Below are 18,050 nucleotides of genomic sequence, written 5' to 3' on the forward strand. Positions count from 1 at the left end.
CGATGCCCGTCTACGTCTACTCCATCGTCGCGACCACGCATCCACAACGCCTCGACGGCGTCGACGGCGTGGGCGATCCGCCGACCGTACTGCGCACCGTGGCGGCCGGCGAGCTGTCCGCCGTCGTCAGCGACGCCCCCGAAGAACTCCGGGCCAAACGACGCGACCTCGCCGCCCACCAGGCCGTCCAGGAACGGCTGATGTCCGACGGTACGGTCCTGCCCCTGCAGTTCGGCTTCACCACCACGGACGACGACGCGGTACGCGCGGTGCTGGAGGAGCGGGCCGAGCGCTTCACCGAACGGCTGCAGGCCCTTGAGCGCTGTGCCGAATACCACCTGAAGGCCGCCCAGGACGAGGACGCCCTGCTGCGCCAGATCCTCCTCGACTCCGAACAGGCACGCGACCTCAACGAGCAGATCATCAGCGGCCTCGCCGGGCCCGACGCATCGGTCGCTCTCGGTGAGATGGTCGCCCAGGAAGTACAGGCCCGCCAGGACCGGCTCGCCGCCTCGGTCGTCGAGGCGCTGCGCGGCCTCGCCCGCGAGGAGCGCGTGTCCGAGCCCACCGGCGACGACTTCCTGAACGTGTCGTTCCTGGTGGACGAGGACCACGCGGACCGCTTCCGTACCGCCGAGAAGGAGCTCGCCGACGAACTGGGCAGCGACTTCGAACTGCGGCTGCGCGGCCCGCTGCCCGCCTACAGCTTCGTCTAGGGAGTCCCCATGGGCCTGTTGACGCACCTCGCCACCCTTCCGCTGGCACCGGTACGGGGGGTGGCCTGGGTCATGGAACGGGTGGTCGAGGCCGCGGAGCGCGAGGCGTACGACCCCGGGCCCGTCGAGCGGGAACTCGCCGAGCTGGAGCGCCGGCTCCTGGCGGGCGAGATCGACGAGGAGACCTTCGACCGGCGCGAGGACGAACTGCTGGACCAGTTGGACGAGATCCGGGCCCACCTCCAGGGCACCGCGTCCGACCCGGGCATCGAGGGGAGCGACCGTGAGTGAACCCGTTGCCAGGAGGCTGGGCGACTACCCGTCCAGGGCGACCCCGTACGGCCAGGGCTCCTCGGCCAACCTCGCCGACATCCTGGAGCGGGTGCTGGACAAGGGCATCGTCATCGCCGGCGACATCCAGATCAACCTGCTGGACATCGAGCTGCTCACCATCAAGCTGCGGCTGCTGGTCGCCTCCGTCGACAAGGCCAAGGAGATGGGCATCGACTGGTGGGAGCACGACCCGGCACTCTCGTCCCGAGCCTCCGACGGCTACCACTCACTCGCCGAGGAGAACAAGCGGCTGCGCGCCGAGATCGCGGAGCTGCGCGAGGACGCCGAACTGCCGCCGGCCGAGGAGCGGCGGCAGACGTCGCGTGCCTCGAAGTCGTCGCGGACCACCGGCGGCAAGCGGACCGGCACCGACACCCGCAAGACGAAGCGGGACGAGCCGTGACCGGCACCGTCAGCTATGCGTACGCCGTGGCACGGGACCCCGACGGCTCGTTGGAGGACGCGCTCGCCGGACTCCCGGGGGTGGCCGACGCGCCGGTGCGGCTGGTGCGCACGGGGCAGGACGCCGACGTGGTCGTCGCGGTGAGCCCGGTGCCCGCGCAGGACTTCGAGGAGGACGCGCTGCGGGCCCACCTGGAGGACCTGGAATGGCTGGAGTCGGTCGCCCGCGCCCACCACAGGGTCATCGAGGCGCTGGCCGCCCGCACCACCGTCCTGCCGCTCCGGCTGGCCACCGTCTACCTCGACGACGAACGGGTGCGGCTGATGCTCGAGGACCGCCGGCCGGCGTTCACCGAACGGCTCTCGGCGCTGGACGCACATGTGGAGTGGGGCGTCAAGATCTACGTCGAGGCGGCGGCCGGACAGCCGGACGAGCCTCCACCGGACACCGGGCTGAGCCCCGGCCGGGCCTACCTCAGCCACCGCAGAGCACAGCGGCACGCGCGCGACGACGCCTACCGTGAAGCCGAGCAGGCCGCCCGGCGGGTGGAGGACGCCGCGCGTGCCTACGCGGTCGACCGGGTCCAGCACCGGCCGCAGCAGGGCGAACTGGCCCGCGGCCCCGGCGAGAACGTCGTCAACGACGCCTACCTCGTCCCACAGCGGCACGCGGAGGGATTCCGTACCGACGTGCTGCGGGTCGCCGAGGGGCTGACCGGCGTACGCGTCGAGGTCACCGGGCCCTGGGCCCCCTACTCCTTCGCCACCCCCGCCGAAGCCGGACCGCTGAAGAGAGCCGCGCCGTGAGGGCCGCGGGCGGTCCGCCGGCCGCACCCGGGACGACCGCGGACGAGCCGCTGCCGGACCGGCAGATCGCGCTGATCGACCTGCTGGACCGGCTGCTCAGCGGCGGTGTGGTGCTCACCGGGGACATCGTCTTGTCCATAGCCGACATTGACCTGGTACGCATCTCGCTGCGCGCACTCATCGTCGCCATCAGTGAGGAGAACCCCGGCCCCTGGTCCGCCGCCCTCGCACCCGCAGGCGCGGCCCTGCGAGGCGGCCATGACGAGTGACGGCGGCGACCCCCGGCACGGCACCCGCTTCGACGACGTCGCCGAGGCGGCGACCCGCGCCTTCCGGCTGCTGCCCGCGGCGCCGCAGGACACCCTGCCCCCGCCCGGCGCGGCGCGGCACCGGCCCGCACACCGGGTCAGCACCGACCCCGACACCGTGGAACGGGACCTGGTCAAGCTCGTCCTCACCCTCGTCGAACTGCTGCGGCAGCTCATGGAGCGCCAGGCCCTGCAACGCGTCGACGCCGGCGACCTCACCGAGGAGCAGGAGGAACGGCTGGGGGCGACGCTGATGATCCTGCACAGCCGGATGGTGGAGCTCTGTGCGCGGTACGACCTGACCATGCAGGACCTCAATCTGGACCTCGGTCCGCTGGGCACCTTGCTGCCACCGTCCGAATGACGACCGATGACCGCCACACGTCAATGCCAATGACCACCGAACGAAGACGGACTCGACTGGAGCACACCATGGGTATCGGAAAGAAGACCAAGAATCTCGGCGAAATGGCCGGAGGGAAGGTCAAGGAAGTCATCGGAAAGGTGCGCGGAGACACCCAAGTGGAACAGAAGGGAAAGGCCGAGCAGATCAAGGGGAAGATGAAGCAGGCCGTGGAAAGGGGCAAGCACCCGTTCAAGCACTGACCTTCGGGGCGGGGGAGGCGGAAGAGGTGGAGGAAGAGGTGGAAGAGGTGGAACTTCCCTCAGGGGGCCGCGGGCACGAGTGAACCGCGGGCGTCGGGCGGGAAAGCGGTCCCCAGGCACGGGGAGCGGGCTCTTGGGCGGGGCGGAGAGCGAGCCCTTCACTCCTCTTCGTCTTCCTCCTCGCCCTCGTCCTCCTCCTCTTCGTCTTCCTCTTCGTCGGCCTCCTCCTGCTCGCCGTCCCCGCCGTCTTCCTCCTCCTCGCCCTCCTCGTAACCCTCCTCGTCCTCGTTCCCCTCGCCCTCTTCCTCCTCCATGGCCTCTTCGTGGGTCCGTACGACCTCGCCGTCGCGCACCTCACCGCGCCAGCCCTCCGGCGCCTCGTCCGCGAACGTCACATAACGCTGGAAGTGCTTGAAGTCCAGCCGCAGCCGCCGGCCCTGGGCACGCCACAGATTGCCGGTCTTCTCGAAGAACCCCGACGGGTAGTACTCGACGACCAGCACGATGCGGGTGAGATTCGGCGCCAGCTCGTGGAAGCTGACCGCACCACGGGTCGACCCCTTGCTGCCTTCGGACGTCCAAACGATGCGGTCATCCGGTATCTGCTCCTGGACGGTCGCCTTCCAGCTCCGCGTCGACGGGCCGACCTTCACCTTCCAGTCACTGGCCGTCTCGTCGTTCATCGACACATTGCGGACGCCCTTGGTGAAGCTGCTGAACTTGTCGTACTGCGTCCAGTAGTCGTAGGCGGTGCGCAACGACACACCGACATCGAGCACTTCGACGATATTGGTGACCTTCTGGCTCCCCGAGCCGCTGCCCTTCCCACCGCCCAGGGCATCCTTCGCCTTCTCCAGCACCTTGTCCTTGACGTCCTTCGCCTTCCCGGTCAGCACGGCCTTGAGGGGGGAATCCCCCTGGAGCAGGCCGGCTCCGATGGAGGACAGTGACCCGCCGTTCTTGGCGACGTCGGTGAGCTGCTCCGTCACATCACCCAGCTTGTCGCCGGCACGTTCGGCCAGATTCCCGGCCCACGCCGTGAGGAAGTCACCGAGCTCCTCGCGGAGTCGCTCGACCCCCGAGTCCACGTTGCCCTGTTCGGTCTTGGCCATTCCTGGTCACCTCCGGCCCGTAGCGCGCGACGTCGTCTTCTTCGTGGTCTTCTTGGCGGACTTCTTGGCCGGCCGCTGAGCCGTTTTCTTCGTGGCTCGTCCGGTGGATTTCCTCGTGGTCGACTTGGCGGTCTTCTTCGCTGTCCGCTTCGTGCTCTTCTTCGCGGGAGCCTTCTTTGCCGCGGTCTTCTTCGCGGCGGCCTTCTTGGCCGGAGCCTTCTTCGCCGTGCTCTTCTTCGCGGCGGCCTTCTTCGCGGGAGCCTTCTTCGCGGCGGCCTTCTTGGCCGGCGCTTTCTTGGCCGGAGCCTTCTTCGCGGCGGTCTTCTTCGCGGCGGTCCTCTTGGCCGGGCGTTTCTTCGCGGCGGCCTTCTCGGGTTCGGCCTTCTTGGCCGGTTTCTTCTTTGCGGGAGCCTTCTTCCGCGCGGCGGGTTCGGCCGACGGCCGCCGCCGGGCCGCCTTCGCCGGCTCCGCCCGCTCTGTGCGCCGGCGGCCGCGGCGGCGCGGCCGCTCCTCGGCCTCTTCCTCCGGCTCTTCTTCCTCGGGCTCTTCCTCCTCGGGCTCTTCTTCCTCCGGCTCCTCGCCCTCCTCGTACTCCTCCTCGGGCTCCTCTTCCTCCTCCTCGGGCTCCTCTTCCTCCTCCTCGCCCTCCTCGTACTCCTCCTCAGGCCCGCCTTCCTCCTCGTACTCCCCCTCCTCCTCTTCCGCCTCTTCCCCCTCTTCCTCCTCCGGGGCCCCACCGCCTTCGAGCTGGCGGGTGCGGTCGTGCAGCGAATCGGCAAGGTCGGTCAGACGACGATTGGCGGCGGTCGCCAGGGCCTGCCGGCCGGCGTCCATGACCTCTCCGCGCAGCTGCTCCCCCAGCTCCGCGACCTGGGGGACCTCGCCGAGCCGCCGTACGCCCTCGGCCAGCAGCTGGCGCGGTTGCAGTCCGAACTGCCGCCCGGCGAGATAGGAGGCAGCCGTGAGGGCGAACCGGCCCTTCTTCGTTCGGCCCAGTACGTACCCACCCGCCAGTGCTGCGGCGAGCATGATCTTGGTTCCGTCGTTCATGGATGCGTTACCTTCTCCCGGCGGTGCTGCCGATCGGCGCCTCCCTTCCAGAGTGAGGCGTGTCGCGACCCGCGCATCTCGAACGGTCCGAAGGTGGAGATCCGGGGCGTTAGGCCAAATGAGTGAACGGCTCCGGGAAGGGCCCGACCAGGGCCTTCCCGGAGCCGTTCGCGTTTCCGAGGGATTTGGCATCGCGCTTCCGGACGGTGCCGTTGCCCTTCCGTCCTCGGCAGGCAACTGGGCAGCCAGGCCGCCCGGGTCGCGGTCACCGGTCCGACGACGGTCATCGGCCGGCGTTCACGCGGCTACTTGTAGTAGCGGTTGTCCTCGACGTCGACCACTGGTGCGCCAGGGGAGGGCGGCTGGGTACGCCGCCGCTTGAGGATGCTCACGTACGCCGCCAGGCCGATGACGCCGACGGCCATCAGAATGACGCCCACAAGGTCGAGGTTGACTCCGGCCATGTGCCAGTCCACCGCGAAGGTGAGGATGGCCCCCACCGCGAGCAGACCGATGCACCCGCCGATACCCATCGTGTCAGCCTCCGTAACTGGTGTGCCCATTGCTTCCGTTGCGAACCGCCTACCCTGAAGCAGGCGACTTACCCGGCTCCAGCGGCCTCCCGCACCTCCTCGGCGACCTCCCGGTCCAGCGCCGCGCGCACCAACGCCGAGGCGAACGCGGCCGCCTCGTCCGTCGTGACCAGCCGGGCGAGCCTCGTACGGTCGCCCGGTAGCCCCAGCCGCTCCGCGCCCTGCACCGCCTTCGGATCGAGAAACGGAGCGAACTCCGTCCAGACCCCTTGCACCTCGCGCAGGAAGATGGCGGATCCCGTAGGCCCGATGCCCGGCAGTTTCTGAAGCGCCCGGCGCAGCTCACCGGCATCGCCGCCGGCCGCCTCCCGCAGCCTCCTCAGATCGCCGCGGCATTCGCCCAGCAGCAGCTCGGCCCCCTTCCCCAGCCGGGTGGCGGTGCTCTCGTCATAGCGCCGGTAGCCGCCCTCGCCGAGCGCGTCCACGCGCTGCTGCCAGGTGGCGTCGAGCATCCGCCGCGGGTTTCTCATTCCTCCGTCGAACAGGGCCCTCGCCGACGCGACGGCCACCGAGGCGCGAATCCGCGTACTGAGCAGATCGGCCAGCACCAGGAGCTGGTAGAGCGGCTGCGGGGTGTTTCGCAGCCTGATGCCGCACTCTTCGGCATAGGTCTCGCCGTACCGGTCCAACAGGGCCCGGACCAGGGCTCGTCGCTTACCGTCCGCGCTCATGGCCGCCTCCTCGAAATGCGACGGTGCGGTCCGTGCCGCCGTCCCCGCCGTACCGAAACCACCCCTGCGCCTCTGGGAGGCCACCCGTGTCCCGCCCAAAGGGGTGCCTGCGCAGGCACGGACGTACGGGTGACTGCGTGCCGTGAGCCGACGGGACTTCCGGGCCCCGGCGCCGTCCGTCGTACGGTGGATGGAACGCTCTTCCCATCGGACGGAGGACGACATGACAGTGCCGCAACCCCCGGGGCCGGCCGGCCCCGCCCGCCCGGATCCGGTCCCGCCCACGCCGGGGCCGGAACCCGGCCCGCTGGGTCCGCAGCCGGGTCCCGGTCCCGGACCGGTCCCCGCACCCGGCCCCGACCCGGTGCCGCCGCCCCCGCCACGCCCCGAACCGGATCCGGTGCCGCCCAACCCGGCTCCCCCGACGCCAGGTCCCACGCCCGGCCCGGCCCCCGATCCGCGCCCCGCCCCGCACACCGGCCCGCCGGGCACCGCTCCGCCCGGCCCTCCGGCGCGCCCGCACGCCGCCCGGGCCCCCGACGTCATCCATGGCGACGGGCCGCCTTGAGGCAGCGGATCATTTCCTCGGCGTACGGCAGTGCCACACACAGGCCCACACCGAGCCCGAACCCGGCCAAGTACCGGGCGGGCAGCGGGGAAGACTTGGGCAGCAGCTTCCAGTCGTCGGCATCCCGGGCGCCGCGGAGGAGGCGACGGACCTGGTCGGCGTGGAGCGTTCCCAGGAACGCCAGGGCCGTGAGCGGCAGCACTTCGAGAAAGCTGTGAATGTGCTGCTCCAGGGGGCGGACCTCCCGCTCCTCGACGGCCGTTCTCACGTCCCACAACGCGGTGGCGCCGTGGGCCAGTGCCGCGCCGCCCATCACCGACAGCACCAGCGGATTGACCCTGGCCAGTAGCCCCAGCGCGACCGGCACCCCGGCCTCCGCCATCATCAGCGCATGGAGCGCCGACTCGCGCACTCCGGTGGTGGACTCGATACGGCTGCGCCGATGCATGGTCCAGTCGGCCACCGACGGTACGAACCACAGCGGCAGCACGCCGTACATCAGGAAGCGGCGGTTGGCGCTCTCCACGTCCACGGCCCCGGCCGGGACGGAGAGGTCGGGCGGCCGACGCCAGGTCCGCCAAACTCGGGCGATGCGGTGCCGCGTCATGTCTCGTCCTCCAGGCGGATGACCTTCTTGAGGTCCTCGGCGGCTTGGCCGTCCTTCTTCTCGTGCTCTTCCAGCAGGGCTGTGGCCAGGGCGTCCAGCTTGCGCTGGATGGCGTGTTCGGCGCGCAGTTCGGAGTTCTTCAGCAGCGCGAGGAGAAGGAGGGTGACCGCCGTCATGGCATCGCCCGCCAGCAGCTGCCACTCCACGGAGAGATGCGCGAGGTGGACGGCCACGTAGAGGGCGACCAGCGCCAGGCAGACGACGAAGAAGGCGGGGGAGCTGGTGAACAGCGATGCCTTCTCGGCCAGCTCGGCGAAGCGGCCCCGCCGCTCGCCGCCTCGGCTAGCGGGGTGACGAAGAGTCATGGGTACCGCCGTTGTCCTTCAGCTCGTGCGGGGTGAGCCGTTGCTCCGTTCGGGGGAACGCGTCGGGCTCCCGGCTCTGGACGACGTCGCCGACCGGGCCGCTCTCCGGCAGCCTCGGCTGCTCCTCGGGACGGGGCGGACCGGGTTCACGGGCCTTGAGGCGCCGTCCCCAGGCGAAGGCGGCAAGCAGCACGGCGACCAGGACGACACCCCCGACGACGAGGAGTACCTCACTCGCCCCGGCGGGAGCGGCCAGCTGTTCGGACAGGTCCGGATTCGATGCAGCCACAGTCGCAGTCACGGTCACAGTCTCCTTCCAGGGCGGCCGCCCCACGAGGCGAGCGCCACGCGTACAGGGCGGATCGGCCCTTGCCATGCGTCCTTCTGTGCGTCCTTGCCATGCGTCCTTGCAGCGCGGTCGCTGCTATGCGGTCCCCGTCGTGCCGCGTGGCAGTCGGGCCACCTCGGGCGACTCGGTGTCCAGGGGCACCGACCAGGGGGCGACCAGGCCGAGCCCGACGCCCTGGCGGGGCAGCACGGCGTCCAGGAGCCAGTCGGCGGCCACCCGGACGCGGTTGCCGGGCATCGCCAAGAGGTGGTAACCGCGCGTCACGGCGCCGGCCAGCGGGCCGGAGATCGGCAGGTGCAGGGGGTTGGCGGCGGCCTGGATCCCGCCGAGATCGACCATGAAGCCCAGGTCGTGGTGTTCGTAGGCGCGTGGGGCGCCCCTGCCGCAGGAGGCCGCGACGTTGCGGGCCGCGACCTTGCCCTGCCGCTGGGCGTGCTGGGCGGTCATCGGCGTCACCTCGCCCGGACGGGTCAGATCCGGTACGGCCGCGGCGTCACCGCAGGCGAACACCTCGGGTCGCCCCGGGACGTTCAGGTACTCGTCGACGCACAGCCGCCCCTTGTCCGTGGGCAGTCCCAGGGAGTCGACCAGCGGGTCGGGGCGTACGCCCACGCACCAGATCAGCGAGCGGCTGGCGACGAACCCACCGTCGTCGAGCAGCACCCCGTCCGCCGTCGCCTCCTTGACGGAGGTGCCGGTACGGACGTCCACCCCGCGGGCGCGCAGCACCCAGTCGGCGGTGCGGGACAGCCGCTCGTCGAGTCCCGGCAGCAGCCGGTCGGCGACGTCCAGCAGCAGCCAACGCGGCCGGGGTCCCTCCCGCAACCGGGCGTTCTGACGGGCCAGCGCTTCGGTGTACAGCACGCCGTGGGCGGCGACTTCGGTGCCGGTGTACCCGGCGCCGACCACCACGAAGGTGGACCTGGCCGCCCGTTCGTCCTCGTCGTCGGACGCACCGGCCAGCTCGATCTGGCGGGTCATGTGGTCGCGCAGGTACAGCGCCTCGGGCATCCCCCGGAAGCCGTGGGCGTGCTCGGCGACACCGGGGACGGGCAGCAGCTTGTTGACGCTGCCGACGGTCAGTACCAGCCGGTCGTACGACAGGGTCCCTTCCCGGTCCTCGGCGTCGGTGTAGGCCACCCGGCGGGCATCGAGGTCGACGTTGTGGGCCTGCCCGAGGACCAGGCGGACGTCCGGCAAGGTGCCGGTCAGCGACACCGACACCCGGCGCGGTTCGAGGATTCCGGCCGCCACCTCGGGCAGCAACGGGACGTACAGAAAGTAGTCGAGGGGGTTGAGCAGCACGATCTCGGCGGCTCCCTTGGCCAGCCGGGAGAGCGTACGGGCACAGTGGTAGCCAGCGAAACCGGCTCCGACGATCACGATCCGAGGGCGACGTCGCGTCACGTGGACTCCTGCGGTCGAGGGTGTGTCGAATCAGGAGCAGGGGCAGGGGCACTCCTCCCCACCTTGCTCCTGAAGGCGTCGCGTGCCCGTTGGCGGGCTCGTTACTCAACCAACCGGGCAAAGGGACGCACCGCCACCCGGACGCCGGAGCGTACGGCGCCGCCCAGCGGGTACGCCCGCCCGCATGGACACCACGGACAGCGACATGGACACGGTGCGCGCGGGCCGCCGGACCGTGCGCATCCACCGGCCGGACAAGGTGCTGTTCCCCGCCGACGACCTGACCAAGGCCGACGTCGTCGGCTACTACCGCCAGGTGGCCGCGGCGATGGTCCCGCAGCTCCGCGGCCGGCCGCTGATGCTGGAACGGCTTCCCGAGGGTCTGGACGGCCCGCACTTCATGCAGAAGGACACCCCCGACCACTACCCCGACTGGATCCGCCGGGCGGAGGTAGCCAAGGAAGGCGGCACCGTCACCCACCCGGTCTGCGACGACAAGGCCACCCTGCTCTTCCTCGCCGACCAGGCCTGCCTCACCCCGCACCGCTGGCTGTCCCGCGCCGGGCGGCCCCACCACCCCGACCGGCTGGTGTTCGACCTCGACCCGCCGGGCTCCGACTTCGAGCCGGTACGCGAGGCCGCGCGGGCGCTCGTCGGGCTGCTCGACGAACTCGGACTGCCGGCCGCGCTGATGACCACGGGGTCGAGAGGGCTGCACGTCATCGTTCCGCTGGACGGCAAGGGCGACTTCGACACGGTGCGCGGCTTCGCCCGGGACGCGGCGGAGGTGCTGGCGCAGCGGCACCCGGACCGGCTCACCACGGCCGTGCGCAAGAAGGCGCGCGGCGCGCGGCTCTACCTCGACGTGCAGCGCAACGGCTATGCGCAGACGGCCGTCGCCCCCTGGTCGCTGCGGGCGAAGCCGGGTGCACCGGTCGCCGCGCCGATCAGCCGTCGGCAGCTCGACGATCCCCAGCTCACCGCGCGGCGTTGGTCGTTGAGGGATGTGGCGGGCGTCCTGGAGCAGGCGCGGTCGAAGCCGTGGTCCGAGGTGTCGAGCCGCGGGCGGTCCCTGCGCACGGCCCGGATGCGGCTCGACGAGCTGCGCTGAACGGCGCCGCGTGGCGAGCGGAGCCGCCTCCCCCAGCGCCCGTGGCTCCTTCACGGACTCAGCCGGTCCAGGTCCAGTCGGCGACCTCCGGCAGATCGGTGCCGTGCTCGCGGATCCAGGCGTGGTGACGGTAGCGCAGGTCCGCCATCTCCTGGCGGAGTGCGACGGCGCGGACCCCGAGGCCCGGCACCCGGTCGACCACGTCCATCACCAGCCGGTACCGGTCGAGGTCGTTGCGGACGACCATGTCGAAGGGCGTGGTGGTGGTGCCCTCCTCCTTGTAGCCGCGGACGTGCAGATCGCGGTGGCCCGTGCGGCGGTAGCAGAGCCGATGGATCAGCCAGGGGTAGCCGTGGTAGGCGAAGATGACGGGCTTGTCGGGGGTGAACAGGGCGTCGTACTCGAAGTCCGGCATGCCGTGCGGGTGTTCCCCGGCCGGCAGCAGCCGGGCCATGTCGACGACGTTGACCACCCGCACCGCCAGCTCCGGCAGGTGCCGGCGCAGCAGACCGGCGGCGGCCAGCGTCTCCTGGGTGGGGACGTCCCCGGCGCAGGCCAACACCACGTCCGGGTCGTGGCTGCCGCCCTCGGTACCGGCCCACTCCCACACACCGGCGCCGCGTGCGCAGTGCGCCCGGGCCTCGTCGAGGGTGAGCCAGTCGAAGGTCGGCTGCTTGCCGGCCACGATCACATTGACGTAGTCGCGGCTGCGCAGCACGTGATCGGCCACCGACAGCAGGGTGTTGGCGTCCGGTGGCAGGTAGACCCGGACCACCTCGGGGCTCTTGTTGAGGACGTGGTCGACGAAGCCCGGGTCCTGGTGGGAGAAGCCGTTGTGGTCCTGCCGCCAGACGTGCGAGGTGAGCAGGTAGTTCAATGAGGCGATGGGGCGCCGCCAGGGCAGCCGGCGGGCGGTCCGCAGCCATTTGATGTGCTGGTTGACCATCGAGTCGACGATGTGGGCGAACGCCTCGTAACTGGAGAAGAGCCCGTGCCGGCCGGTCAGCAGGTAGCCCTCCAGCCATCCCTGGCACAGGTGCTCGGAGAGCACCTCCATGACCCGGCCGTCCCGTGCGAGATGCTCGTCGGTGGGGAGCGTCTCGGCCTGCCAGGCCTTGCCGGTGGCGTCGTAGAGCGCCTGCAGCCGGTTCGAGGCGGTCTCGTCGGGGCCCATGACCCGGAAGTCGCGGCGCTCGGCGGTGGCCGCCATGACCGCCTCCAGCAGCCCGCCGAGCACCCGGGTCGGCTCGTGCAGCACACTGCCGCGCTTGTCGACCTCCACCGCATGCCGCTCCAGCGGCGGCAGCGGCAGGTCACGCACCAGCAGGCCCCCGTTGGCGTGCGGCGAGGCACCCAGTCTCCGTGTCCCTTCGGGTACGCAGGCGAGCACGTCGGGCCGTGGCCGGCCCTCCGCGTCGAACAGCTCCTCCGGCCGGTACGAGCGCAGCCAGTCCTCCAGCTGCCGCAGATGTTCCGGGTCGTCGCGGACGCCGGCCAGTGGGACCTGATGCGATCGCCAGGTGCCCTCGACCGGCTGTCCGTCGACCTCGCGCGGCCCGGTCCAGCCCTTGGGCGTCCGCAGCACGATTATGGGCCAGCGGGGGCGCTCCGTCGCGCCGTCGGTACGCGCCCGGCGCTGGATGTCGACGATCCGGTCCACCGCGTGGTCCATGGCGGCGGCGAGCGCCTGGTGCACCGCGGCGGGGTCGTCGCCGGCGACGTGCAGCGGCTCATGGCCGTAGCCGCGCAGCAGGGCGCTCAGCTCGTCCTGCGGCAGCCGGGCGAGCACCGTCGGGTTGGCGATCTTGTAGCCGTTCAGGTGGAGGACGGGCAGCACCGCACCGTCGTGCACCGGGTCGAGGAACTTCGTGGCGTGCCAGGACGCGGCCAGCGGCCCGGTCTCCGCCTCCCCGTCGCCGACCACGCAGGCGACCAGCAGCCGCGGGTTGTCGAACGCCGCACCGTAGGCGTGCGCGAGCGAGTAGCCCAGCTCGCCGCCCTCGTGGATCGATCCCGGCGTCTCCGGCGCGACATGGCTGGGGATGCCGCCGGGGAACGAGAACTGCCGGAACAGCCGCGCCATGCCCGCCCCGTCCCGGCCGACGTCCGGGTACGTCTCGGAGTACGTGCCGTCCAGCCAGGAATTGGCCACCACCGCGGGCCCGCCGTGTCCCGGGCCCCACACGCACAGCGCGTCCAGCTCACGGGCCTTGATGACGCGGTTGAGGTGGGTGTGCACCAGGTTCAGGCCCGGCGAGGTGCCCCAGTGGCCCAGCAGTCGCGGCTTGATGTGCTTGGGGCGCAGGGGCTCCGTCAGCAGTGGATTGGCCATCAGATAGATCTGTCCGACGGACAGGTAGTTGGCCGCTCGCCAGTGCGCGTCCAGCCCTCGCAGCTCGTCCGCGTCGAGCGGCCCCGCCGCCGACGGGGCGGGGACGGTGCCCGCCGTGGTCCGTGGGTGGGCGTCGGGCATGCTCATCTCCTCACCGAGAGGGGTGTGCAGGTGCGATCACAGCTCGCGCGGCGCGGGCAGCGGTTCGGCTTCCGCCCTAGTGCGGGAACGGCGCTCGGCGGTCGCCACCGATCTGGAGGGGCGCGATCTCCGTGAGCCGGCGTCCACCTGGCGAACATGCGCCATTCCTCCCACCTTGCGATGACGGCGGAGCGCAGGCAACCGGTGTCGGCCGGTTCGCTCGCTTCAGTCCGGCGGCTCGGGGGACGGGTCCTCGTCGGGTCGGGCACCGGGCGGCTCCTCCCGGCCGGGACCCGGCACCCCGGGATCGGGCCCGGCGGGAACCGGGTCCCGCGGCAGTGGATCGGGCGCGCTGGGCACGGGGCCCGGGCCGTCCGGAACGGGCTCCGTGGCGAGGGCGACCAGGGCGCGGGGGGCAGTGATGGCAGTCATGGCAGTGAAGGCAGTCATGGCGCTCTCCTTCCTCGCCGTCGTGCTCGGTATTCCCCCCGAATTCCCCCCGACCTGTTCGATCCCCACGCCCGCGCAGGGGCGGACCGCACCGAGGAGCGTTCACTCTTCCGGGGCACCCGTGGCGGCGCTTGCGTGCCTGCGCGTGCGGAGCCCTCCGGAGCGTGCGCACCGTGGGAGCTGTGGGCCTTGCGGGCCTTGTGACGACGGTGAGGAGCGATGATCGTATCCGTGGTGTCGATGCCGGGAGGGATGGTCACTCGCACCGACATGCCCGAGGCGCGGCAACGTCTCGCCGAGTCCGACTTCCTGCTCGTCGACATCCAGCTCCCCGACGAGCCGACGCCCGAGGAACAGCCGATCGTCCACCAGCTCGGTCTGGAGCCCGAGCGGCTGACCTGGTTCGGCCGGGCGGGAGAACCGGCGCGGGCCGAGTTCCTCGGTGACCGGGCGGGTTTCGTCGTGCCCGTGATCGACGGCGACCAGGTCACCCATGTCCATGCCGTGGTGACCGAGCGGCAGCTGATCACCGTTCACCGAGGACCGGTCCGGGCATTGGCGGGCCTGACCGCACGGCTGGGGCAGGAACGGCCCCCCGACACCGCGGCCGTGCTCTTCCTGCTGCTGCAGGATGCTCTGGAGACCTTCCGCCGGGACGCCGTGCGGGCCCTCCTGGCGGTGGAGGACCTTGAGGACGAGATGTTCGAGCAACGAAGCCCCGAGCAGATCTACCGCCTGGCGAGGCTGCGACGGCGCGCCGCCCTGTTGCACCACTCCCTCCTGCCCTACCTCCAGGTCACGGACGAGTTGTTCACCCGGAGGATGTTGAGCCGCAGCTTCCCGGAGGAACGCCAACGGCTCGCCCGGGAGTTCCAGCACGCCAGCAGGCTGGTGCTCACCGAGATCGAGTCCCTGCAGGACGCCGCCCGGCGGGCGTTCGCCAGCCATGCCTCCCTCGTGTCCGGCGAGCAGAACGGCGTGATCAATCGACTCGCCATCGTGTCGACGATCTTCCTGCCGCTGACGTTCCTGACCGGGTTCTTCGGAATGAACTTCAGCTATCTGACGAACGAGTTGGAGAGCCGGGCCGTCTTCTGGCTGCTGGCCGTCGGGTTGCAGGCGTCCGTCCTGTTCGTCGCCCTCTATGTGCTGCACCGCACCCAGATCTGGCGGAGGCTGCATGACGAGGAGGGTCCGGAGGAACGACGGAGGCCCGCAGGGACGGTGGCTCCGCACGCGCGGCGGACGGGACGCCGGTGAGGTCGGTCGGTCAGCCGAGCCGGGCTATGAGGTGGTCGCCCACGCGAAGTGCGTTCGCCATGGCCGTCAGGGACGGATTGACCGCGCCGATGCTCGGGAAGAAGCTCGTGTCGACGACGTACAGGTTGTCCAGGTCGTGCGCCTTGCAGTTGACGTCCAGCGCCGAGGAGGCGGGGTCGTCGCCGAACCTCACCGTGCCGGCCTGGTGTGCGGTGGCACCGATCGGCATGCCCTTGTGCAGGTAGATGCTGTGGGACAGCAGGCGGTGTTCGTGCATGCCCAGGTGGCCGAGCAGGTGCTCGAGCTTGTACCGCAGACGCTTGAGGGCGGAGATGTTGTTGTTCTCGTCGAGCGTGAGGTGGATACGGCCGTCGCCGTCCAGCGTGACCCGGTTGTCGGGCTGTGGCAGGTCCTCTCCGCAGAGCCAGAAGTCGACGGCGTGACGGGCCAGGACCTCGAAGGGCATGTCCGGTGCCGCTGCCCCGGCCCAGCGCGGCGCCTCTCCGTGGATCTGCTCGGCGTCCGACTTGCCGAGCATCTGGATTCCGCCTAGGGGGTAGTCCCAGTCGTCCGCGCCCAGGTACCAGTCGTGCAGGGCGAGGGTCTTTTGGAACTGGGTGTCGTTGGGCTGGTGCGAAACGGCCATGAGGGCGAGGTTGTTGTGCCGCATGTAGTGCCGGCCGACCACGTCGGAGCCGTTGGCCAGTCCGCGGGGGTGCTGGTCGTTCGCCGAAGCCAGCAGCAGGGCAGCGGAGTTGACCGCCCCGCAGGCCACGACCACGATGTCCGCCGAGAACCGGACCTGCTCCTCGTCCGGGAGTTGGGCGACGACTGCCGTGACGCTGCACCCAGTGGGGTCGGTCTCCAGTCTCGTCACCCGGGCCCTGGTGATCATCTCGACGCCGGGGTGCCGCAGCGCCGGCTCCACGCAGATCACCTGGGCGTCGGACTTGCCGCGGACGAGGCACGGGAAGCCGTCGACCCGGTTGCAGCGGATGCAGACGCTGGAGTGGGTGGCCTGGCCGTTCTCGTCCTGAGTGAGGTCGACCCCGATGGGCAGGTGGAAGGGGTGCAGCCCCCGCTTTTCCAGATCGTCGCTCAACTGCTGGATGCGCGGCTCGTGTTCGACCGGAGGGTAGGCGTACTGTCCGCTGCACGGGCCTTCCCAAGGGTCCTCGCCGTGCCTGCCGTGCACCAGGTAGAGGTGTTCCGCCTGGGTGTAGTACGGCTCCAGCTCGTCGTAACCGATCGGCCAGGCCGGCGAGACACCGTCGTGGTGGCGCAGTTCGCCGAAGTCCTCGGGACGCAGCCGGAACAGCGCCGCACCGTAGAACTTGGTGTTGCCGCCGACGTAGTAGTTGACCTCGGGTGGGAACTCGTTGCCGTGCCTGTCGAGCCAGAACTCCTCGGCCCGGTACTTGCCCCTGACGAACACGGCGGTGGAGTCCCAGTTGTCGCGTTCGCGTCGCAGGTAGTCGCCGCGTTCGAGGATCAGCACCCGCTTGCCGGAGGGGGCGAGCCGGTGGGCGAGCGTGCCGCCGCCGGCGCCGGTACCGATGACGATGACGTCGTAGTGGGAGGAGTCGCCCATGGCGACCACCGTCCTTGCTTCTGCGGTCCCCAGCCGTTGCCGGAGCCTGCCATAGCCTTCCCTCTTCGAACGTATACGCCCGGCGGGCCCCCGGCACCCGGAGCGGTCCGCCCCGGCACGGTCACAGCACGGCGATCGGGTTCACCGGAGAGCCGGTGGCCGCCGGCAGCCGCAGGGGGGCGATCACGCACAGGAAGTGCCAGCGGCCCTGCCGCTCGCACGCCGGTGCCAGTTCCTCGAAGTCCAGGTAGTCCATCAGGTGCAGCCCCATGGCGTGCATGGCCAGCACATGTACCGGGAACGGGATCTCGGCCACCGCGCTGGGGGCGGTGTCGTTGTTGCCGTCCGACCCCAGCGCCGCCACGTGCCGCTCCGCCAGGAAGCGCATCGCCGTCGGATGGAGACCCGCCCGGGCCTGCGCCGCGTCCCACGCACCGCGGCTCCGGCGCCTACGGCGGTGCCCGACGCGCACGAAGAGCAGATCGCCCGGCCCGACGGTGACCTGCTGCGCGCTCTCGGCCGCCGTCAGGTCGTCGGTGGTGACATGGTCTCCTGGTTCGAGCCAGGGCACGCCCCGCAGGCGCGGGACGTCCAGCAGGACGCCGCGACCGACGATGCCGTCGCGCGCCAGGTCCACCGTGAGCGCGCCGGCACCGTCCGGTGTCACGGTGCTCGCCGGGACACCGCCGTAGAGTTCGCCGTCGAAGACGACGTGGCACAGCGCGTCGAGGTGGCTGTCGGCGTCCCCGTGCACGTTCATGGCGAACCGGTCGACGGCGAACCGCAGCCCGCGGGGCCCGTCCTTCCCGTCGTACGCCGGCACGGTCATCTGGTGGGACGCGGGCTGCGGGTTGTCGGGCCCCGGCCTGGTCTCGATGGGGGCGGCCAGCGACACGGTGCGGCCGCAGCGGACCTCGGCGGCAGCGGCCACCACATGCTCGGGCGTGAGCCGGCCCAGTGCGCCGCGCCGCTGGTCCAGGCCCTCCCGGGCCTGGTCGCGCAGCCGGCGGTACAGGGAGCGGAAGGCCGCCTCGGACATGGCGTGCGGCGCCCCGGAGTGCGACGTGGCCGGGTGCGACTGTCCGCTCATGGTGGCTTCGGCCCTGGTCAGGCGGGATGCCTCGGCTCACGGGGGCGGAACGGTGCGCGCCGCCGGTTCGGTCCCGCCAGTACGGTCGTCACGTGAGCTCCTCCTCGTCCGGCGCAGGGCTCATCTCCCACTGTCGTCCGGCCCCCGCCTCCGCGCATCCCGGGCCCCCCGTGCCTTGCCG

General features: G+C 71.1%; 21 protein-coding genes. 9 read left to right on the forward strand and 12 right to left on the reverse strand.

Going from position 1 to position 18,050, the window contains the following annotated elements; translation table 11 throughout:
* The first annotated feature begins 2 nt into the window (after positions 1-2).
* From AC0680_RS12365 to AC0680_RS12395, 7 genes are read left to right on the forward strand one after another with little or no spacing between them, the layout of a single operon-like run.
* The gene (locus AC0680_RS12365) at positions 3-716 is read left to right on the forward strand and encodes a GvpL/GvpF family gas vesicle protein (RefSeq protein ID WP_478627356.1); all 714 of its coding nucleotides are present in this window, start codon (positions 3-5) and stop codon (positions 714-716) included.
* Positions 717-725: 9 nt separating this feature from the next.
* Complete coding sequence (locus AC0680_RS12370; RefSeq protein ID WP_478627357.1) at positions 726-1,007, forward strand: gas vesicle protein GvpG; 282 nt, start codon at positions 726-728, stop codon at positions 1,005-1,007.
* Positions 1,000-1,452: a gas vesicle protein gene (locus tag AC0680_RS12375; protein ID WP_478627359.1), complete on the forward strand. Its 453-nt coding sequence runs from the start codon at positions 1,000-1,002 to the stop codon at positions 1,450-1,452. The genes AC0680_RS12370 and AC0680_RS12375 overlap by 8 nt, the downstream gene beginning before the upstream one ends.
* Complete coding sequence (locus AC0680_RS12380; RefSeq protein ID WP_478627361.1) at positions 1,449-2,258, forward strand: GvpL/GvpF family gas vesicle protein; 810 nt, start codon at positions 1,449-1,451, stop codon at positions 2,256-2,258. The genes AC0680_RS12375 and AC0680_RS12380 overlap by 4 nt, the downstream gene beginning before the upstream one ends.
* On the forward strand, positions 2,255-2,527 hold the full coding sequence (locus AC0680_RS12385) for a gas vesicle protein (RefSeq protein ID WP_478627363.1): 273 nt from the start codon (positions 2,255-2,257) through the stop codon (positions 2,525-2,527). The genes AC0680_RS12380 and AC0680_RS12385 overlap by 4 nt, the downstream gene beginning before the upstream one ends.
* Positions 2,517-2,930: a gas vesicle protein K gene (locus AC0680_RS12390; RefSeq protein WP_478627364.1), complete on the forward strand. Its 414-nt coding sequence runs from the start codon at positions 2,517-2,519 to the stop codon at positions 2,928-2,930. The genes AC0680_RS12385 and AC0680_RS12390 overlap by 11 nt, the downstream gene beginning before the upstream one ends.
* Complete coding sequence (locus AC0680_RS12395; protein ID WP_478627365.1) at positions 2,927-3,172, forward strand: CsbD family protein; 246 nt, start codon at positions 2,927-2,929, stop codon at positions 3,170-3,172. The genes AC0680_RS12390 and AC0680_RS12395 overlap by 4 nt, the downstream gene beginning before the upstream one ends.
* Positions 3,173-3,330: 158 nt before the next feature.
* Here the strand turns inward: AC0680_RS12395 and AC0680_RS12400 are convergent, their stop codons facing one another.
* The 8 genes from AC0680_RS12400 to AC0680_RS12435 all read right to left on the reverse strand — a co-directional run bounded on the left by AC0680_RS12400 (position 3,331) and on the right by AC0680_RS12435 (position 9,870).
* Positions 3,331-4,284 (reverse strand): SRPBCC family protein, encoded by a 954-nt coding sequence (locus tag AC0680_RS12400; protein WP_478627367.1) that lies wholly within the window; start codon positions 4,282-4,284, stop codon positions 3,331-3,333.
* 6 nt (positions 4,285-4,290) lie between these two features.
* Positions 4,291-5,334, reverse strand: a complete 1,044-nt coding sequence (locus tag AC0680_RS12405) for a histone protein (RefSeq protein WP_478627370.1) — start codon at positions 5,332-5,334, stop codon at positions 4,291-4,293.
* A 305-nt stretch (positions 5,335-5,639) separates the two neighbouring features.
* Positions 5,640-5,867 (reverse strand): DUF6458 family protein, encoded by a 228-nt coding sequence (locus tag AC0680_RS12410; protein ID WP_384426372.1) that lies wholly within the window; start codon positions 5,865-5,867, stop codon positions 5,640-5,642.
* Positions 5,868-5,935: 68 nt separating this feature from the next.
* Positions 5,936-6,598, reverse strand: coding sequence for an endonuclease (locus tag AC0680_RS12415; RefSeq protein ID WP_478627374.1), 663 nt, complete (start codon positions 6,596-6,598; stop codon positions 5,936-5,938).
* 542 nt (positions 6,599-7,140) lie between these two features.
* Entirely contained in the window at positions 7,141-7,773 is a 633-nt protein-coding gene (locus tag AC0680_RS12420; protein ID WP_478627376.1) for a diguanylate cyclase, read from the reverse strand.
* On the reverse strand, positions 7,770-8,138 hold the full coding sequence (locus AC0680_RS12425; RefSeq protein WP_384484210.1) for a low affinity iron permease family protein: 369 nt from the start codon (positions 8,136-8,138) through the stop codon (positions 7,770-7,772). Before AC0680_RS12425 ends, AC0680_RS12420 begins: the two co-directional genes overlap by 4 nt.
* Complete coding sequence (locus AC0680_RS12430; protein ID WP_478627379.1) at positions 8,116-8,439, reverse strand: DUF6479 family protein; 324 nt, start codon at positions 8,437-8,439, stop codon at positions 8,116-8,118. The genes AC0680_RS12425 and AC0680_RS12430 overlap by 23 nt, the downstream gene beginning before the upstream one ends.
* Before the next feature lie 123 nt (positions 8,440-8,562).
* A complete protein-coding gene (locus tag AC0680_RS12435; protein WP_478627662.1) occupies positions 8,563-9,870 on the reverse strand; it encodes an NAD(P)/FAD-dependent oxidoreductase in 1,308 nt (435 codons plus the stop codon).
* Between the two features lie 208 nt (positions 9,871-10,078).
* Here AC0680_RS12435 and ligD point away from each other — a divergent pair, with 208 nt between their 5' ends.
* Positions 10,079-11,005: a non-homologous end-joining DNA ligase gene (gene ligD / locus AC0680_RS12440; RefSeq protein WP_478627382.1), complete on the forward strand. Its 927-nt coding sequence runs from the start codon at positions 10,079-10,081 to the stop codon at positions 11,003-11,005.
* 58 nt (positions 11,006-11,063) lie between these two features.
* On the opposite strand, the gene AC0680_RS12445 is transcribed toward ligD, so the two are convergent.
* Together AC0680_RS12445 and AC0680_RS12450 are read right to left on the reverse strand one after the other, a co-directional pair.
* Complete coding sequence (locus AC0680_RS12445) at positions 11,064-13,478, reverse strand: phosphoketolase family protein (protein ID WP_478627385.1); 2,415 nt, start codon at positions 13,476-13,478, stop codon at positions 11,064-11,066.
* A gap of 225 nt (positions 13,479-13,703) precedes the next feature.
* Entirely contained in the window at positions 13,704-13,928 is a 225-nt protein-coding gene (locus AC0680_RS12450) for a hypothetical protein (protein WP_478627386.1), read from the reverse strand.
* A gap of 219 nt (positions 13,929-14,147) precedes the next feature.
* Between AC0680_RS12450 and AC0680_RS12455 the strand changes: the two genes are divergently transcribed.
* Positions 14,148-15,188, forward strand: a complete 1,041-nt coding sequence (locus tag AC0680_RS12455; RefSeq protein ID WP_478627389.1) for a magnesium transporter CorA family protein — start codon at positions 14,148-14,150, stop codon at positions 15,186-15,188.
* 10 nt (positions 15,189-15,198) lie between these two features.
* On the opposite strand, the gene AC0680_RS12460 is transcribed toward AC0680_RS12455, so the two are convergent.
* Positions 15,199-16,779: a GMC oxidoreductase gene (locus AC0680_RS12460; RefSeq protein WP_478627392.1), complete on the reverse strand. Its 1,581-nt coding sequence runs from the start codon at positions 16,777-16,779 to the stop codon at positions 15,199-15,201.
* Positions 16,780-16,900: 121 nt separating this feature from the next.
* Entirely contained in the window at positions 16,901-17,869 is a 969-nt protein-coding gene (locus tag AC0680_RS12465; protein ID WP_478627394.1) for a cyclase family protein, read from the reverse strand.
* Between the last annotated feature and the right edge of the window lie 181 nt (positions 17,870-18,050).

The organism is Streptomyces sp. NPDC043738 (assembly GCF_056436545.1).

What these genes read in the sequence shown, in the direction of transcription:
- AC0680_RS12365 (WP_478627356.1), top strand. Translation starts at nt 3, where the DNA reads ATGCCCGTCTACGTCTACTCCATCGTCGCGACCACGCATCCACAACGC.
- AC0680_RS12370 (WP_478627357.1), top strand. Translation starts at nt 726, where the DNA reads ATGGGCCTGTTGACGCACCTCGCCACCCTTCCGCTGGCACCGGTACGG.
- AC0680_RS12390 (WP_478627364.1), top strand. Translation starts at nt 2,517, where the DNA reads ATGACGAGTGACGGCGGCGACCCCCGGCACGGCACCCGCTTCGACGAC.
- AC0680_RS12395 (WP_478627365.1), top strand. Translation starts at nt 2,927, where the DNA reads ATGACGACCGATGACCGCCACACGTCAATGCCAATGACCACCGAACGA.
- AC0680_RS12400 (WP_478627367.1), bottom strand. Translation starts at nt 4,284, where the DNA reads ATGGCCAAGACCGAACAGGGCAACGTGGACTCGGGGGTCGAGCGACTC.
- AC0680_RS12405 (WP_478627370.1), bottom strand. Translation starts at nt 5,334, where the DNA reads ATGAACGACGGAACCAAGATCATGCTCGCCGCAGCACTGGCGGGTGGG.
- AC0680_RS12410 (WP_384426372.1), bottom strand. Translation starts at nt 5,867, where the DNA reads ATGGGTATCGGCGGGTGCATCGGTCTGCTCGCGGTGGGGGCCATCCTC.
- AC0680_RS12415 (WP_478627374.1), bottom strand. Translation starts at nt 6,598, where the DNA reads ATGAGCGCGGACGGTAAGCGACGAGCCCTGGTCCGGGCCCTGTTGGAC.
- AC0680_RS12420 (WP_478627376.1), bottom strand. Translation starts at nt 7,773, where the DNA reads ATGACGCGGCACCGCATCGCCCGAGTTTGGCGGACCTGGCGTCGGCCG.
- AC0680_RS12425 (WP_384484210.1), bottom strand. Translation starts at nt 8,138, where the DNA reads ATGACTCTTCGTCACCCCGCTAGCCGAGGCGGCGAGCGGCGGGGCCGC.
- ligD (WP_478627382.1), top strand. Translation starts at nt 10,079, where the DNA reads ATGGACACCACGGACAGCGACATGGACACGGTGCGCGCGGGCCGCCGG.
- AC0680_RS12445 (WP_478627385.1), bottom strand. Translation starts at nt 13,478, where the DNA reads ATGCCCGACGCCCACCCACGGACCACGGCGGGCACCGTCCCCGCCCCG.
- AC0680_RS12450 (WP_478627386.1), bottom strand. Translation starts at nt 13,928, where the DNA reads ATGACTGCCTTCACTGCCATGACTGCCATCACTGCCCCCCGCGCCCTG.
- AC0680_RS12455 (WP_478627389.1), top strand. Translation starts at nt 14,148, where the DNA reads ATGATCGTATCCGTGGTGTCGATGCCGGGAGGGATGGTCACTCGCACC.
- AC0680_RS12460 (WP_478627392.1), bottom strand. Translation starts at nt 16,779, where the DNA reads ATGGGCGACTCCTCCCACTACGACGTCATCGTCATCGGTACCGGCGCC.
- AC0680_RS12465 (WP_478627394.1), bottom strand. Translation starts at nt 17,869, where the DNA reads ATGAGCGGACAGTCGCACCCGGCCACGTCGCACTCCGGGGCGCCGCAC.